The 17,134-nt window shown below is 35.9% G+C and carries 16 protein-coding genes; 4 read left to right on the forward strand and 12 right to left on the reverse strand.

Annotated elements, in window-relative coordinates:
* Positions 1–63 precede the first annotated feature (63 nt).
* Together BM088_RS12535 and BM088_RS12540 are read right to left on the reverse strand one after the other, a co-directional pair.
* On the reverse strand, positions 64–1,809 hold the full coding sequence (locus BM088_RS12535) for an endo alpha-1,4 polygalactosaminidase (protein ID WP_091984314.1): 1,746 nt from the start codon (positions 1,807–1,809) through the stop codon (positions 64–66).
* A gap of 389 nt (positions 1,810–2,198) precedes the next feature.
* Complete coding sequence (locus BM088_RS12540; RefSeq protein WP_177208037.1) at positions 2,199–2,978, reverse strand: N-acyl homoserine lactonase family protein; 780 nt, start codon at positions 2,976–2,978, stop codon at positions 2,199–2,201.
* Between the two features lie 733 nt (positions 2,979–3,711).
* Between BM088_RS12540 and BM088_RS12545 the strand changes: the two genes are divergently transcribed.
* Complete coding sequence (locus BM088_RS12545; protein WP_091984320.1) at positions 3,712–4,092, forward strand: hypothetical protein; 381 nt, start codon at positions 3,712–3,714, stop codon at positions 4,090–4,092.
* Positions 4,093–4,579: 487 nt separating this feature from the next.
* On the opposite strand, the gene BM088_RS12550 is transcribed toward BM088_RS12545, so the two are convergent.
* From BM088_RS12550 to BM088_RS12595, 10 genes are all read right to left on the reverse strand, one after another.
* Positions 4,580–5,137 carry an NAD/FAD-utilizing enzyme gene (locus BM088_RS12550; RefSeq protein WP_091984322.1) on the reverse strand — a complete coding sequence of 186 codons (558 nt, stop codon included), beginning with the start codon at positions 5,135–5,137 and terminating at the stop codon, positions 4,580–4,582.
* A gap of 127 nt (positions 5,138–5,264) precedes the next feature.
* Positions 5,265–5,636, reverse strand: a complete 372-nt coding sequence (locus tag BM088_RS12555; protein WP_091984324.1) for a hypothetical protein — start codon at positions 5,634–5,636, stop codon at positions 5,265–5,267.
* Between the two features lie 56 nt (positions 5,637–5,692).
* Positions 5,693–6,199, reverse strand: a complete 507-nt coding sequence (locus BM088_RS12560; protein WP_091984326.1) for a chloramphenicol phosphotransferase CPT family protein — start codon at positions 6,197–6,199, stop codon at positions 5,693–5,695.
* A 50-nt stretch (positions 6,200–6,249) separates the two neighbouring features.
* A complete protein-coding gene (locus BM088_RS12565) occupies positions 6,250–7,053 on the reverse strand; it encodes an SDR family oxidoreductase (RefSeq protein WP_091984328.1) in 804 nt (267 codons plus the stop codon).
* Positions 7,054–7,179: 126 nt separating this feature from the next.
* Positions 7,180–8,070 (reverse strand): 3-hydroxyacyl-CoA dehydrogenase family protein, encoded by an 891-nt coding sequence (locus BM088_RS12570; RefSeq protein ID WP_091984330.1) that lies wholly within the window; start codon positions 8,068–8,070, stop codon positions 7,180–7,182.
* Position 8,071: 1 nt separating this feature from the next.
* Positions 8,072–8,962: a 3-hydroxyisobutyrate dehydrogenase gene (mmsB, locus tag BM088_RS12575; protein WP_091984332.1), complete on the reverse strand. Its 891-nt coding sequence runs from the start codon at positions 8,960–8,962 to the stop codon at positions 8,072–8,074.
* 4 nt (positions 8,963–8,966) lie between these two features.
* Positions 8,967–10,097 carry an enoyl-CoA hydratase/isomerase family protein gene (locus BM088_RS12580; RefSeq protein WP_091984334.1) on the reverse strand — a complete coding sequence of 377 codons (1,131 nt, stop codon included), beginning with the start codon at positions 10,095–10,097 and terminating at the stop codon, positions 8,967–8,969.
* Complete coding sequence (locus tag BM088_RS12585) at positions 10,097–10,873, reverse strand: enoyl-CoA hydratase (protein WP_091984336.1); 777 nt, start codon at positions 10,871–10,873, stop codon at positions 10,097–10,099. Before BM088_RS12585 ends, BM088_RS12580 begins: the two co-directional genes overlap by 1 nt.
* Before the next feature lie 97 nt (positions 10,874–10,970).
* Positions 10,971–12,128 carry an acyl-CoA dehydrogenase family protein gene (locus BM088_RS12590; protein WP_091984338.1) on the reverse strand — a complete coding sequence of 386 codons (1,158 nt, stop codon included), beginning with the start codon at positions 12,126–12,128 and terminating at the stop codon, positions 10,971–10,973.
* Between the two features lie 157 nt (positions 12,129–12,285).
* Positions 12,286–13,470, reverse strand: a complete 1,185-nt coding sequence (locus BM088_RS12595) for a thiolase family protein (RefSeq protein ID WP_091984341.1) — start codon at positions 13,468–13,470, stop codon at positions 12,286–12,288.
* A 310-nt stretch (positions 13,471–13,780) separates the two neighbouring features.
* Between BM088_RS12595 and BM088_RS12600 the strand changes: the two genes are divergently transcribed.
* Genes BM088_RS12600 through BM088_RS12610 form a run of 3 tightly spaced genes read left to right on the forward strand, consistent with a single transcriptional unit; the run spans position 13,781 to position 17,048 of the window.
* A complete protein-coding gene (locus tag BM088_RS12600; RefSeq protein ID WP_177208038.1) occupies positions 13,781–14,188 on the forward strand; it encodes a MerR family transcriptional regulator in 408 nt (135 codons plus the stop codon).
* Between the two features lie 28 nt (positions 14,189–14,216).
* The gene (locus BM088_RS12605; RefSeq protein ID WP_091984347.1) at positions 14,217–15,392 is read left to right on the forward strand and encodes an isovaleryl-CoA dehydrogenase; all 1,176 of its coding nucleotides are present in this window, start codon (positions 14,217–14,219) and stop codon (positions 15,390–15,392) included.
* A 48-nt stretch (positions 15,393–15,440) separates the two neighbouring features.
* Entirely contained in the window at positions 15,441–17,048 is a 1,608-nt protein-coding gene (locus BM088_RS12610; protein WP_091984350.1) for a carboxyl transferase domain-containing protein, read from the forward strand.
* Positions 17,049–17,134 lie beyond the last annotated feature (86 nt).

Here is a 17,134-nt window from a genome sequence, read left to right on the forward strand (position 1 = left end):
GAAGTTATACTTTTAAATGCTAATTCCAGTTTTAAATCGTTTTAGGAATTAGCACATCAGAGTTTATTTAATGAATGCTTGCAAAGCTTTGGTTTGATCAGTAGTTTGCCAATCTGCATTTTCAGTCACGACTATAACTTCAAATGACTGCGCCTGTAGTAATGATATATCGCTTAAACTAAGAGAATACCCTAAAGATGTACCATTTATGTTTAGTGGTAGCCATTTCAGCCACTGCCAACTCCAAGAAACACCATCGCCTGTATATTGGTATAAATGGCCATCTTTTAACATATAAGATGCACTTATATCATAAAATTGATAACCGCTTAAGTCATTAGTATCAATATAAAAGCTATAGTGTTCAGTACTACCCATAGCTTCACGTAAAGAAAGTGATAGCTTGAGTTCAAAACCTGTCTGTTCTAGTACTACTGAGATTATATCTTGGCTCCCCACTAAACTGCTATCAAGTTCATCTTGGCGAACATATTGTGTCGTTTCACTAACCAAGCGGACTACAGGGCTTATCTCCACTAACGTTTCATTGTCATTAAAAACCCGAGCCAGCACTTCAATAGATTCATTCTGACCAAGTCCAAACTGTATATTTTGAAGGCTTACCCGGTAACTATCACTTTGCTGACTTTGTACCGCATCACTTATAACTAAATCCCACAACCAGTTACCCCCATTGCCTGAGTATTGATAAAGCGTGCCATTTTCTAGCATGTAATCAGCCGTGATCCCCTCTTCTATATAACTCGCATGTCCCTTTTGACTATTAATCAATATTTGTACCCTATGAGCAGATAAATCTAGTGTGTCTTTGCTGATAACCTCAAACACAGTAAACGCATCACTTTCTGTTACAGAAAAAGTATCCAGTAGCCCTTCTGGTTTTGCATTTGCACTATTTAAATTAATGTTATCAAATCGACTAATATCAATATCAGAAGTAATCGTAGTAAACTGATATTGTTGCGATCTTTCGATTATCATTTTTAGTGCAGCACTGTCTCCTTGATTCAGATAATCCAAAGACCAGATCTCAAAATAACTGTGCCTTTGGATCTGGTTCAATCGTCTGGCAACATTGTCGGTTTGAATCGTATCTGCCAAAATATAAGACTGACTGGTGTGGTCATAACTTCCAGTGAGCCCTTCAAACAATACAGCATCTAAATATACAGCAGTATTTTCAATAATGCTGAAACCCCGATTTTGCACTATAGATAAACGCTTACCATAAGTTTGTTCAAAATTGGTCGAATTTACTTTTTCATTAAGACTTTTTATTAATGCCACCATAGCAAAGCGGCTATCAGGTATTACATCTACGATATCAACCGTATCTAAAAATAAGCCTGATACTCCTTTGTACGCAAGTTCATCTACCCTGTTGAATAAATAACTCTGCCAAGCAGGATCACCAACATTGACATAATATGAACCCCAATTAGGATTTTTATCTGGTAAATTATCTGCAGGATTAACATCGATATACCAAGAAGCATAACCGCCAGGCCCCTCACCATTACCTACAACTAAGTTATGTGATTCCGTTTCCCCCACACTTAAATAAGCAATGGCCTCTGTACCATGATCTTTTAACAGGCTGATTTCTTCTTCGCTAAAGGCCTCTGCATTCAAGATCAATTTTTCATAATTTAACATTTGCATATCAAAGGTATTTTGATAATAAAAACCAACGGGATCTTTTGCAAAACTTGAAATACTCAATAAACTTAGCAATAACAGAGTCAGTTTTGACATTAAAGATAACTTTACATTCATTTGTTTTATCATTGGATCCTTCCTTATATTTAATATAATTTTCAAGTACAGTGAAGCTGTTATAACGATGAAAATAGTTAATTTACTGTTGTAAGCTGTACCTTAATAAACTTAGTTGAATATTGTTGTGAAGTATTGGGAAGGTGTTACAGAATGACAATTTTTCAATTAAAGCCACCAGCAAATAAGAGTGGTTAAACTTTATAATTTTTTAAGGGCAAGTGCTTTTATAGAAGTGCCTTTATAAACTTGTAGGATTAAAATCACAGGTTTACTGCTCACAAGTAACCTTAAGTATCAGCATCTAGACAACTAATTTATTATAGCTTTAAATTGATAAAAACATAATTAAATCAAAGGTTAAGTAATAACTGGCAACAACTTCAACTTAAGGGGACTCGTCAATCTAAAAATTTAGGAAATTTTGGTAGAGAGTCAAAGTCTTGTTTGTCATGATGAATGATCACCCTAGCCTTTTCTTTTACAACGAGTGTTTCAAATTTTTTTCTTGATGTTTTTATGGCTTGTTGATCTGTATTATATTTATGTAATGTTTGTAACTTACGCCCTCTGCGGTGTATATATAGGTCACCTGTTAACAATATGTTTTCTGAGTTTTCTAATCGGACTAAAAGAACGGAACCACCAGGAGTGTGACCAGGCATAGACAAAGTGACAACAGAATCATCTCCAAATACATCATATTTGTCTCTAAATGTTATGGTATCAGCTCCTTCTAGTGCCATATAAAATTTTCCAAACATTGTTTTAGTATTATTTTCAAACATATATAAACGTTCTTGTTCATTAATAATAAATGTTGATTTGGCAAACAGGTTTGCATTTCCTGAATGATCAGGATGTATATGTGAAAGCGATAGGTAATCAATATCGAGAGGTTTTAAATCTAGCTTTTTGAGTTGTTTTGTCAGTTTTGTATTTAACTTAGAATGCCATACGCCTTGTTTTATTCCATCAGGCAGGTCAGCTAAAGTTTCTTTATGGCCGGTTTCCCAAAGTAAGTCACCTTTTGGATGACGAATCAAAAAACATGGATTGGCCAAGGTGGTTTTTTCGCCATCAAACTTACCTTTCTCAGATAAAGCACTCATATCAGATACATAAAAAATGCCACAATCCATAGTGTATAGCTTTATTCTTCCATTGGAGGAGTCCTTCATTGTGCAGCCTGTTACGGATACGATGAAAACGAACATTAAAGAAGTTATTGATTTTATTTTCATCTGCCTTACTAAATACCTGTTTTAATTTTAGAGATAATGTTTAAAAAGAGAAACTGTACTAAATCTATCATAAAATACTCACGCTATTAATGACTTTACGAATAAGTACATTTTAAGTTAGCCTTATTGAGTCTGTACCGCTAGCCAATCTTTAACATCTCCCTCAAAGAAAGAGACTTTCTATGATAAATTATCGCTCAAAACATCATTGCAAAAATGATTATAGCAACTGCGCAAAAGATAAAATATCACCATATACAAGTGGAAAACAGTCTCACTTATGTGACTAACGCTGGTTTTTATGATATGTGAACTAGTTGCAAAGCTAAACTTAGGAATAAAAAATATCAACCAAGAGGTAAAAGTCATTGTTATCTCATTTTAAGTCTCAAATTTATATTATCAGATCAATTTTATAAAGTGACAGCCTACACGCTTTAAATATTATTTTCAGCTACTCTTTAAGGCTTCCATACCTAGATCTCTAACTAATGGATATAAAAGATATATTTTATTTATTTTTATGTTCCTCAGTTATCTTTTATCGCCTATGCTTATATCAATTACATTAATAAGTGTTGCAATAAAACCACATAGAAATAATCACTTTTAATGTAATTAATAAAATAATTCTAAATTCAAACTGAATAAACATATTTAGGTGAGAGCTATGAGTAAAGGCAATTTAAATGTTTCAATTACAAATCTAACGGGTGAAACCATATACGATGTAAGCTTTTTACATAATTATAAAAATGATGCTTATAATGAAGGAAGAACCGCAACGATAGAAAAAGGCGAAACGATAGGCGTTGGAGAAGTAACATTTTGGACCGAATCTGAAAATGATGCGGCTAATTTTTGGTGGGTACAGTTTGAACATTTTGAAACCTATTATGCCAGCCAGTTAGGTAAATTTAACTGTGAATTAACCATTGATGATAAAACAAGCGATGGTGCAGTACGCATAATAGTAACTTTAGATGAAATGACCGTGACTCCCCCTGTTTCAGATCCAAAATCAACTAAAATTAAAGCGACTAAACGGTAATTCTGTGGTGATTCATAAATAATTATGGCTAAGTAGATTATATAAAACGCTATATTAGAAGCCATTCAATTTAAAATTCATAATGTGCTTCTATCTCATCTATACATTATTTTTAGATTTGATCTAGCAACTAATAATAAATTATAAAGGGTTTATTGCCTACAACTCAAAGAGTTTGTTAGTGGTTTAAAAATGACATCTAATTTTGCTTACGAATTAAATAAATTGATAACCCATGACTAACATTACACTGATTATTTAAATTCTGAATTTTTACTTTCATTCCTAAACTATGCTCAAAATCAAGATAGCGATTATCGTTACTCTTTCTTAACCCTATAAAACATTATCAAAACATGAAATATATTGTGCTAATTTTTCAGTTGTATCACGCTTAAGGTCAACGATATAAAATAAGAAAGAGACTTCGATTTCATTATTTTACAAAGCAGGGTTAAGGTCGCGTGCTGGCTTAATTTATTAAAGGTTATGGCATAAATTTCATTAAGCGTTTAAAGTTATCCTGTCCACGCACAACCCAATGTGGTGTCGCTTTACCTACGCCTGCCATTTGTAGTTGAGGGTGATGTTTCATTACAGTGTCTATTATCATTTCTTGATCTGGGTCAACATCAACAAAAAATATATGTTTACCTTTGTGCAATAACTCTTGAAAGCGTTCAAAATTAATATTTGGTTTTTGAATACCAATTAAACCCCCTTCCCATGTACAAAAGCCAAGTATAATAATAGAAAGAAAAATGAAAGGGATCCAACCTGCTTCACTATGTGTCCATCCCATAAAATAAGCGACGGCTAAAGTTAAAATAGCGCTTACAACGCCTATTGCTCCCCAAACCTCAGTTGAATGAACAACATCTAATTTCAACACAGATTCAACTTCATGCAGATGGTGCTCTTCCACCTCAAAGTCGTGTTCACTTAATACATGTATTTGAGGTTCGGTGAAACCTTGAGACTCTAGCTCTTGCTCTACTTGTTCTAGATCATCAAGATCTTCTGTAACGTAATAATGTCTAATCATGACATACTCCTTTTAAATACAAAGGTGTACCGCGCCATCTTTCGTGACTTACGATTAATATTTTCAGCACAGTAAATAAATCATCTACCCACTATTTGCTTAAAGTATAGCAGTAATTTAAAAAACGCTATTCATGTCGATTAAGTTCATGCATCATAGCCGCAGCCAATTTCATCCACTCTTCAAATAAAGATTTAGCCAATACAATCGTGCCCAAAGTTGACTCTTTTGGTTTACTATTTATTGTCAAAGATAATACCTCAACGATTCTTCTGACTTGTCTGGAATTTAAAGATACATAAAAGCTATCAAGGTGAATATTTTCAGGCTGATAATTTAACCTTTCAACAGGTTGATTAGACAATAATATATTAATCTGGTGCGCTAACTCAGGTTCAACCAGTTTAATCAATGTATGAGTCAATTCAAGGCTACCCCGACTAAAAATAGCCTCCTTATATTCAGGTGAAACCAACGCGATGTTAAAATCAAGTGCCATAACAAACCTCAAAATAAAACTGCATCACTAAAAATGAATACTCTATAAAATATAGCTTAAAATTCTGTCTCAATAATTTTTTGTGCACACTGTGAAGGAGAGTAATTGAATGTATTTAAATGCATATCATATAAGACGCCTTCGTGAATACTTTCAAATTGTGAGGCGGCTAACCCAATTGCACGATTTCCTCGGGCTAGTTCACGCTTAGTTAGCTCATCTAGCGGGCACTCAAGTTTAAATATTTTCAGATTAAAGCCATTAAGCTCATCCATAAACTCTGTATAAGTTTTTTGACCACAAAAAACGATATCAACAATGACATTATGTCCTGTCTCAGCAAGGGCTTTAATTGATTTTGCAATAGCCAACTTCATATTAGGGAAGTTATTTGAACCTGCAGGAACGTCATAAGGAGTCATATCCCAAAAAGCGTCTAATGCGCATAATAAATAAACTTCTGCGAACCTGGATTGAAATTGTGATTGTAATTCTCGTGCTAATGTTGTTTTCCCTGAACTAGAAGTACCATTAAGTACAATAATTTTGCCATTTTTTTTCATTTTTTGATTAACCTAACGATTTAAAACAAACTCGCTTACTAAAACCTATTTTAAATCCTAATTCCGCCATCGATTTCAATTACACGGCCTGTAAAAAAGTCATTTTCAATTATGTATTGCGCAGAGTGTGCAATTTCTTCAGCAGTACCAAACCGACCTACTGACGTACCTTGTATCATTCTAGCTTGTGCCTGAGGTTTCATTGCACGTGTCATTTGTGTATCAATAACACCCGGTGCAATTGCAGCAACTCTGATATTAAATTGACCAAGTTCTTTAGCCCAAGTGGTTGTTAATGCAACCACACCCGCTTTTGACGCAGCGTAGTTTGTTTGCCCCATATTACCTGCACGTGAAATACTCGACATATTGATGATCACTCCAGAACAAGGATCATTTTTTTGTGCTTCAATCATATAGGTAGCCGCCTCTCTGCCACATAGAAATACACCAGTCAGATTTACATCTATAACAGATTGAAATTGGCTTAAAGACATTCGGTCAACTATTTCACCCTCTTTGACTTTTATAAACATACCATCTCGGGTTATGCCAGCATTATTGATAAGAACATCAATAGAACCAAAATCATGATTAACTTGCTTGAATACTTTAATAACCTCATCTTCATTAGTGACATTTGCCACATACGCAAGCACTTTACTTGTATCGGAACTTGAGCCTTCTTTAGTTATATCCCCTTTAGTTAATAAAGATATAGCATCACTTAATTGTGTTTGTGTCATATCAATTAAAGCAATATTTGCTCCTTGTTTAAAAAATGATTGTGCCATTGCAAAACCTAAACCTTGTGCACCACCGGTAATGACAATCGTTTTATTTTTAATATTCATATTATGCGCTCATTCACTCTTTTTACTTAAAATATCGAATTCTTAAATTAATGGCAAAAAAAAACCTTATAAATTAATTTCATAAGGCTTTTTTGCTTAACAAATTTATTTAATGCTTTCTTTAAACTATTTATTGAATTGCGCAGATACCACTAAGTCTTTCATGCCATTAGACCAGTCATAAAAACCATGGCCAGATTTAGCGCCCATATGCCCTGCAGTAACCATATTTACCAGTAATGGTGCAGGTGCATATTTATCATCACCTAGACCATCTTGTAAAACACGCATTATGTATAAACATACATCTAGGCCGATAAAATCGGCTAGTTGTAATGGTCCCATAGGATGCGCCATACCAAGCTTCATTATTTGGTCTATTTCATTCACACCGGCAACACCATTTTGAAGAGATAAAATCGCTTCATTGATCATTGGCATTAATATACGGTTAGCTACAAAACCTGGATAATCATTTGCTGGAACAGCTGTTTTGTGTAACTTATCACATAATGAAATAATGCAATTAGTTGTCTCTTTAGATGTTAAGTAACCATTAATAACTTCAACTAACTTCATCACAGGCACAGGGTTCATAAAGTGCATGCCAATCACTTTTTCAGCACGTTTTGTTACACTGGCTATTTTAGTGATTGAAATTGAAGAAGTATTCGATGCTAAAATGGCATCAGCCTTACAATATTCATCTAACTCTTTAAAAATGTTAAGTTTAATTTCAGGGTTTTCTGTTGCTGCTTCTACAACTAAATCAACAGTTTCAACACCAGCTTTCATTTGGGTAAATGTTGAAATATTGTTTAATGTATCACGCTTAACTTGTTCTGTAATCGCTTCTTTTTTTACTTGACGGTCTAGATTTTTAGCAATTGTTGTAAGTGCTTTATCTAGTGCCGTTTGTGAAATATCAACTAAATTAACTTTAAAACCATTTTGTGCAAATACATGGGCAATGCCATTACCCATAGTACCTGAACCAATTACTGCAATCTGTTTCATATTATTCTGCTTTTGAAAACAATTTAAAAATTGAAGAAAAATCTTGAGAACCCATATTTTGGTTTTGCATCAAGTTATAAAGGTTTTTAGCAAGTGCCCCCATAGGCGTACTTGAATTACTATGATTAGCTGCATCCATGGCTAAACCTAAATCTTTAGCCATTAAGTCAACCATAAAGCCACCTTTATAATCATTTGATGAAGGCACGTTCTCAAGTACATCAGGACAAGGGTTATATAATTCTAATGTCCAATTACGGCCAGAGCTTTGTAGCATGATCTCAGACAAAACCTTAGGATCAAGACCATTATCGATACCCATTTGCAAAGCTTCACTGGTACCTGCCATTAAGACACTTAACAACATGTTATTACATATTTTAGCAACTTGCCCTGCACCAATATCACCGGCATGGAATATATTTTTACCCATGTCTTTTAAAACAATTTCTGCTTTAGCAAAATCATTGCCATTGGCACCCACAATAAAAGTTAAAGTACCATTTGTTGCACCTGCGGTACCACCTGATACGGGCGCATCAACAAAACTAATATTTGCATCAGCTAAACCAGCGCCAACAATACGCGCAGACTCAGCATCAATAGTGCTACAGTCAATCACTTGTGTTGTTTTATCTAATACAGATATTAAGCCAGTTTCACCTAAATATAGTCCTTTTACGTGTTTACCTGCTGGCAGCATGCTAATGACATAATCTTTATCAATTGCACAGTCATTGACATGTGCTGCAATAGTAGCACCTGCATCTGCCAATGTTTGCATTGCCTGTTCACTTAAGTCAAAAACTGTAACAGTGTGCCCTGCTTTAACTAAGTTAGCAGCCATTGGACCACCCATATTACCTAAGCCAATAAATCCGATATTTGCCATGTTATTAATCCTTTCCTAAATTTTGTAACGGGTGTTGGCCCTTAGCCCATATGGACTCAAAAAATGGTGCTATCTGTTCATCAGGTACTGAATTTAAATCAGGGTATTTCCAGTTTGGTTTACCGTCTTTATCAATTAATAAAGCGCGTACACCTTCTTGAAACTCCCCAAAACGACCACATTGCACTGACATAGATAACTCTTGTCTAAAACAATCACCTAAACTCATACCATCAGCATGCTTTAGTTGTTGAAAAACAAGATGGGCACTCAGTGGACTACCATGGTTTAAACCTTTTTGTGCACGGTTAAACCACTTATCTTCTATCTCTATATTAAGTACGTAGTTCACTTTATCGCTTAAAGCATTATGCTTTGACATCTTAGATATTAAATCAATATGCTTTTTTACTTCTGATATAGGCGGTTTTCCAGAAGTATTTTGAAATCCTTGTAATACTTCGCTTAATTTATCGTGGTTAAGTGCTTTTGTTTTGCCCCATTTGGTAAGCAAAAGCTTTTCAATTAAGTCTGATTTAAAGCTGTGTTTAATAAAATAATCTGCAAGGCCCACAAAACGTGCATCTTCACTATTCATAGAAGCACCTGTTAGTCCTAAAAATAAACCAACTTGATCTGGCATTTTATTTAAGAAATAACTGCCACCCACGTCAGGATATAACCCTATGGTTATTTCTGGCATTGCAATGCGTGCTGTTTCAGTCACAACTTTATGACTCGCACCAGCCATTAAGCCAAGACCGCCCCCCATAATAATACCATTGCCCCATAGTAAAATGGGCTTTTCAAAACGGTGTATTAAATAATCTAATTTATATTCCGCGCTAAAGAAACTTTCAATGTAATTATCAGGATCGCTTTTACTATCAACTTCAGTTGCCATCGCCTTATATAGACTTACAACATCACCCCCAGCACAAAATGATTTTTCACCTGCACCTTCCAATACAACAAGCGCAATATCATCATTTTTTTGCCACGCTTCCAACTGCGGTGTTAACAGTTGGATCATATCCATATTAAGTGCATTTAGTGATTTTTCTGAATTTAAAGTCGCAATACCAATTTTTAAACCATATACAGACTCTAATTCTTTAAACAAAACGCAACTCATTAGCCATTCACCCAATTTGCTTTACGTTTTTCTAGGAAAGCCTGAACACCTTCTTTTTGATCTTTTGTATCAAACAAACCAACAAACATTTCACGTTCTAATGGTAAAGCCCCTCGGGTTGAACCAAAACGTCCTTGTTGAATCAGTGTTTTACACGCAGCTACGGCAACTGGACTTTGATCTTCTACTTTTTTAGCAAGTGCTAATGCATGCGCTAATGACGCGCCGGTATCAACGACTTCTTCAACTAAACCAATACTTAATGCTTTATCTGCTTTTAAACGTTCGCCACACAAGATCATGCGTTTTGCCCAACCTTCACCAACTAAAGTAGCTAAATTTTGAGTACCACCGGCACAAGGTAATAAACCCACTTTAGCCTCAGGTAATGCCACTTGTGCTTGTTGTTCAATGATTCTAATATCACACGCTAACGCAACTTCTAATCCACCACCCATAGCAAAACCATTAATCGCTGCAATTGAAACGCCTCTAAAATCAGATAAAGCTTCAAATGCCTGACCAAATACAAATGACATATCAGCAGCAATACCTTTATCACCTGATGCAAATACATTTAAGTCTGCACCTGCACTGAAGAATTTTTCACCTTCCCCTGTGATCACTAAAGAATAAATATTTTTATCCGCATTGAGTTCATGTACTAATGTTTTTAATGCCACTAATGTATCGCGTGTCCAAGTATTTGCTGGTGGATTTGACATGGTTAAAACAGCAATATGATCTTGTTTTTCTAATTTAATTTGAGCTGACATTTGAATATTCCTCATTTTTTGAATAGGCATTTATTCAATGAAATGCCACTCATTCACACATAAAAATGCGGGAGAAAGTTCCCGCATAAAATAATTATTATAAAATTTCGCCTGCACCTTCGGCTAAAATACGACGCGCTATGATCAAGCGCATGATCTCATTTGTACCTTCTAGAATTTTATGAACTCGTACGTCACGTACATGACGTTCTAATGGATATTCTTTAATATAGCCGTAACCACCATGCAACTGTAATGCTTCATCACATACAGTAAAGCCCACATCTGTCGCAAATCTTTTTGCCATAGCACAATACGCTGTTTTTTCTGGGTCTTTAGTATCAAGTTTAAATGCAGCTAAACGCACCATTTGACGTGCTGCAACGAGTTCTGTTGCCATATCTGCTAGTTTAAACTGTAAAGCCTGAAATGCTGCAAGTGGTTTACCAAATTGTTCACGTTCTTTCATATACTCAGTAGCTGTATTTAAAGCTTGTTGAGCCGTACCGATTGAACACGTTGCGATATTGATTCTGCCACCATCTAAGCCTTGCATAGCAAACTTAAAACCGTCACCTTCATTACCTAATAGGTGAGATTTTGGAATTCTGACATTTTCAAAAGTAACTAAACGTGTAGGCTGGGCATTCCATCCCATTTTTTCTTCTGCTTTACCATATATAATGCCTTGAGCATCTGCGGGGATCACAACTGCAGAAATCCCTTTAGGACCCGCTTCTCCAGTTCGCACCATAACAACTAAAACATCTGTTTCACCTGCACCAGAAATAAACATTTTTGAACCATTAATAATATAATCATCACCATCAGGCACTGCTTTTGTTCTTAATGATGCAGCATCAGAACCAGAACCCGGTTCAGTTAAACAATATGAGGCTAGTTTTGCACCCATTACAAGCTCATCACACAATTGGTCTTTTATTTCTTGTGTACCAAAACTTGCAATCATCCATGTAGCCATATTATGAATTGTTAACATTGCCGTAGTTGCCGTACAACCCATTGCAAGTTGTTCAAAAATGATGCTTGAATCTAAACGAGATAAACCTAAGCCACCTGATTCTTCAGGTGTATAAAGGCCACAGAAACCAAGTTCACCAGCGGCCTGAATAACATCTTTAGGGAAAATATGTTCAGCATCCCATTTTGCTGCATTTGGAAGCATTTCAGTTAATGCAAATTGACGTGCCGTTTCAGCAAAAGCGATTTGATCTTCAGATAAATTAAAATTCATAGTGTTCTCATTATTATACTTTTCAAACTAAAAGCATTTAGACTTTTAGCTAATATCATCAAATTGTTATATCTAAAAAACTTCAAGATATGTAAATTTCTAAATAGTTGTTTAGATATAACGATAAAAGGTGCTTCACAGCACCTTTTTATACTCTTTATACTGCTTCTACCGCTATCGCAACGGCTTCACCACCACCAATACACAAAGTCGCAATGCCTTTACTCAAACCACGATTTCTTAATGCATGAATAAGCGTAACTAAAATACGCGCACCACTTGCACCAATAGGATGACCTAATGCACATGCACCGCCATTCACGTTAACTTTACTTTCATCTAATTTAAGCTCATTAATTGCAAGCATAGTGACCATGGCAAATGCTTCATTGATTTCCCATAAATCAATATCATTTATTGTCCAACCAGCTTTATTTAATACCGAATTAATTGCACCAATTGGCGCTACCGTAAATTCAGCAGGTGCTTGTGAGTGTGTTGCATGTGCAGCAATACGACATAAAGGCACTAAACCTTTCGCTTTGGCTGTAGATTCACGCATTAATACTAAAGCTGCTGCACCATCCGATATAGATGATGAGTTTGCAGCAGTAATAGTACCGTCTTTTGCAAATGCTGGACGTAAACCTGGTATTTTATCTATCTTAGCGTTACCTGGACCCTCATCAGTTGTAACCTCAACATCACCACGACGGTTTTTTACAATAAAGGGTTCTATCTCATTTTCAAAATTACCATTTTCTATTGCTGTTTGTGCTTTTTGAAGAGAGGAAATAGCAAAAGTATCCATATCTTCACGTGTTAGCTTATATTCATTTGCTGTTTCTTGTGCAAAGCAACCCATGGCTTTATTTTCATAAGCATCTTCAAGACCGTCAGCCATCATGTGATCTTTAATTTCACCATGTCCCATTCTAAAACCACCACGCGCCTTTGGTAAAAAGTACGGGGCATTTGACATGCTTTCCATACCACCGGCTACTGCAATTTCAATACTATCGGCTTTAATTAAATCATGTGCTAACATAGTTGCTTTAATACCTGAGCCACATACTTTATTAATTGTTGTTGCACCTGTTTTTTGCTCAAGACCGGCTTTTAAGGTTGCCTGACGCGCAGGAGCTTGACCTAAACCTGCTGGTAATACACACCCCATAACAACTTCATCTATATCACCAGCTACTAGACCAGAGTTTGCAACTGCACTTTTAATTGCAGTTGCACCTAAATCTGTTGCAGCTGCGCCACTTAAAGTGCCCATGAAGCCACCCATAGGAGTACGTTTTGCACTTACAATTACTATCGGATCTTGAACTGACATATATTAGCTCTCTTTGAATCATGTTTATTTATAATAATGATATGAGGATACACAAAATTGACGTTTACGCCAACGTCAACTTGAAAATCTTTAGTCATATTTATTTAAAATGTAAATTTTACTGACAACTTAAGTTGCCAGTTTCATTTTCAATTTATTATTCCAACATTTTCCAATTAAAAAATATTCTATATTTAATCACTATTACACAAGTCATTTTTTACATTTGTATAACACGACTGCTTTACCTTTACGTAAACTTCACTTATATTGTACTCAAAATATGAAGATGCTGATCCAAGGTAAAATAATGAACGAAAACATCTACGACCAAAACTCGGAAGAAACATTTAGCATCAGCGATCTCTCAAAAGAATTTGATATTACAACACGTAGTATTCGTTTTTATGAAGACCAAGGATTAATCACTCCTACACGTAATGGACAAACCCGTATTTATACAAAGCGCGATAAAGTACGGTTAAAGCTCATATTACGTGGTAAAAGATTAGGCTTTACATTGGCTGAAACCGGACGTTTGTTTGAATTATATGATGCAGATAAATCAAGTCCTAATCAGTTGAATATCATGTTAGAACTCATACAAGATAAAAAAGTACACCTTACACAACAAATGGATGACATCAAAGTTGTGCTAATGGAACTGATGACTGCTGAAAAACGCTGTCGCGATACATTAAAAAGTTTAAAAGACTAAACCATACTTAAATATTACAGGACACATCATGAGCACTATCTCTCTTTATAAAGAACTTAATTTTGGTTTAGGCGAAACCGCAGACATGATCAAAGATCACGTTAACTCATTTGCCTCTACTGAAATTGCACCAATTGCTGAAAAAACAGACTTAGATAATGAGTTTCCCAATGAACTTTGGCCAAAACTTGGCGAAATGGGTTTGTTAGGTATTACTGTAAGTGAAGAGTTTGGTGGTTCAGGATTAGGTTACCTAGAGCATGTATTAGCTGTTGAAGAAATCAGCCGCGCCAGTGCGTCTATCGGTTTAAGTTACGGCGCACATTCAAATTTATGTGTAAACCAAATATTCCGCAATGGCAATCAAGCACAAAAAGAAAAATATCTTCCTAAGCTTATTAGCGGTGAACATATAGGTGCATTGGCTATGAGTGAACCAAATGCAGGTTCAGACGTTGTATCAATGAAACTCAAAGCAGAAAAAAAAGGCGATAAGTACATTTTAAACGGAAATAAAATGTGGATCACCAATGGTCCTGATGCAAGCACATATGTTGTTTATGCAAAAACTGATATGGAAGCACATTCAAAAGGTATTACAGCATTCATCGTTGAGCGTGACTTCCCTGGTTTTACGCAAGCACAAAAACTCGATAAATTAGGTATGCGTGGTTCAAATACATGTGAACTTGTTTTTGTAGATTGTGAAGTACCAGAAGAAAATATACTTGGTGAATTAAATCAAGGCGTTAAAGTATTAATGAGCGGTCTAGATTATGAACGTGTTGTGCTTTCAGGTGGGTGTTTAGGCATAATGCAAGCATGTATGGACCTAGTAGTACCTTATATACATGAGCGTAAGCAGTTTGATACAGAAATTGGTAAGTTCCAACTTATCCAAGGCAAGATTGCAGATATGTATTCACAAATGAATGCAGCACGAAGTTATGTATATACAGTTGCAAAGTCGTGTGATCGCGGTGAAACAACACGTAAAGATGCTGCGGGTGTTATTTTATATGCAGCTGAACTTGCAACAAAAATGGCATTAGATGCCATTCAAATTTTAGGCGGTAATGGTTACATCAATGAATTTGCAGCTGGGCGTTTATTACGTGATGCAAAATTATATGAAATTGGCGCAGGTACTTCTGAAATCCGTCGTATGCTAATTGGTCGTGAATTATTTAGTGAAAGTCGTTAGAACACACATTCACATAACTAATAAAAGCGTATAAGTTCAGGGGAAAATATGACAATTTTAAAATCTCAAATTAACAGTCACGATCCAGCCTTTGTTGAAAAACAAGCTGCAATGAATGAATTAGTAAAAGATTTGCATAAGCAAACTGCCAAATTTATTAAAGGTGGCGGTGATGCATTAATCGAAAGGCATCAAGGTCGCGGTAAAATGTTTGTGCGTGATCGTATTGATACATTAATTGATGAGGGCTCACCATTTTTAGAGATCTCACAATTTGCAGCACATGGTGTATATAAACAAGATATTGCATGTGCAGGCATAGTTGCAGGTATTGGTCGCGTTAAAGGCATTGAATGTATGATCATAGCCAATGATGCCACTGTTAAAGGTGGGACATATTTTCCGCTCACTGTAAAAAAGCATTTAAGAGCACAAGATATTGCAGAGCAATGTCATTTGCCTTGTATTTATCTTGTTGATTCAGGTGGTGCAAACCTACCTGAACAAGATGAAGTTTTCCCTGATAAATTACATTTTGGTCGCATCTTTTATAACCAAGCTCGCATGTCAGGAAAAGGCATTCCTCAAATTGCTGTGGTTATGGGTTTATGTACTGCAGGTGGTGCATATGTACCAGCTATGGCTGACGAAAGCATCATAGTAAAAGATCAAGGCACTATCTTTTTAGCAGGTCCCCCATTAGTTAAAGCGGCAACGGGTGAAGTTGTATCTGCTGAAGATTTAGGGGGCGCTGATGTGCATTGTAAAGTGTCGGGTGTTGCCGATCATTATGCAGACAATGACGAACATGCTTTATCAATTGCACGCCAATGTATTGAACGTGTTAATCATAACCGCCCTACTGCACCTTTATTAGATGAAGTAAAACCACCTAGATATGACGCTTCAGAAATTTATGGCATTGTGGGAACAGATCTTAAAAAACCTTTTGATGTGCGTGATGTAATCGCCCGTACTGTTGATGACTCTGCATTTGATGAATTCAAAAAATATTTTGGCGAAACGCTGGTGTGTGGCTTTGCTAAAATTTATGGCATGCCAGTAGGCATAGTTGCAAATAATGGCATTTTATTTTCTGAGTCTGCACAAAAAGGTGCTCACTTTATTCAGTTATGTGCGCAAAGAAAAATTCCATTAGTGTTTTTACAAAATATTACTGGCTTTATGGTTGGTCAAAAATATGAAGCTGAAGGCATCGCAAAACATGGTGCAAAAATGGTAATGGCCGTGTCATGTGCTGATGTGCCTAAATTTACGGTCCTAATTGGTGGCTCATACGGCGCTGGTAACTATGGTATGTGTGGTCGTGCATTTGAACCGACTATGATGTGGATGTGGCCAAACTCTCGTATCTCAGTAATGGGTGGAGAACAAGCAGCAGGCGTATTAACACAAGTAAAGCAAGACGGTTTAGCACGTAAAGGTGCTTCTATGTCAGATGAAGAAGTGGCTGACTTTAAAAAACCAATTATTGATCAATATGAAGAACAAGGTCACCCTTATTATGCCAGTGCCCGTTTATGGGATGACGGTATAATCGACCCTGCTCAAACACGCCATGTATTAGGTTTAGCTTTAAGTGCCTCTAAAAACGCACCTGAAAAAGAGTCTAACTTTGGTGTATTTCGTATGTAAGTAAAACTGCAATACAGTTTTACTAAGACCACACTGTGGTTATCAATTTTAGCCACTTTGTGGCATTAAAATAGAGGTGGTAACAC

The organism is Pseudoalteromonas denitrificans DSM 6059 (assembly GCF_900112265.1).
GTDB lineage: Bacteria > Pseudomonadota > Gammaproteobacteria > Enterobacterales > Alteromonadaceae > Pseudoalteromonas > Pseudoalteromonas denitrificans.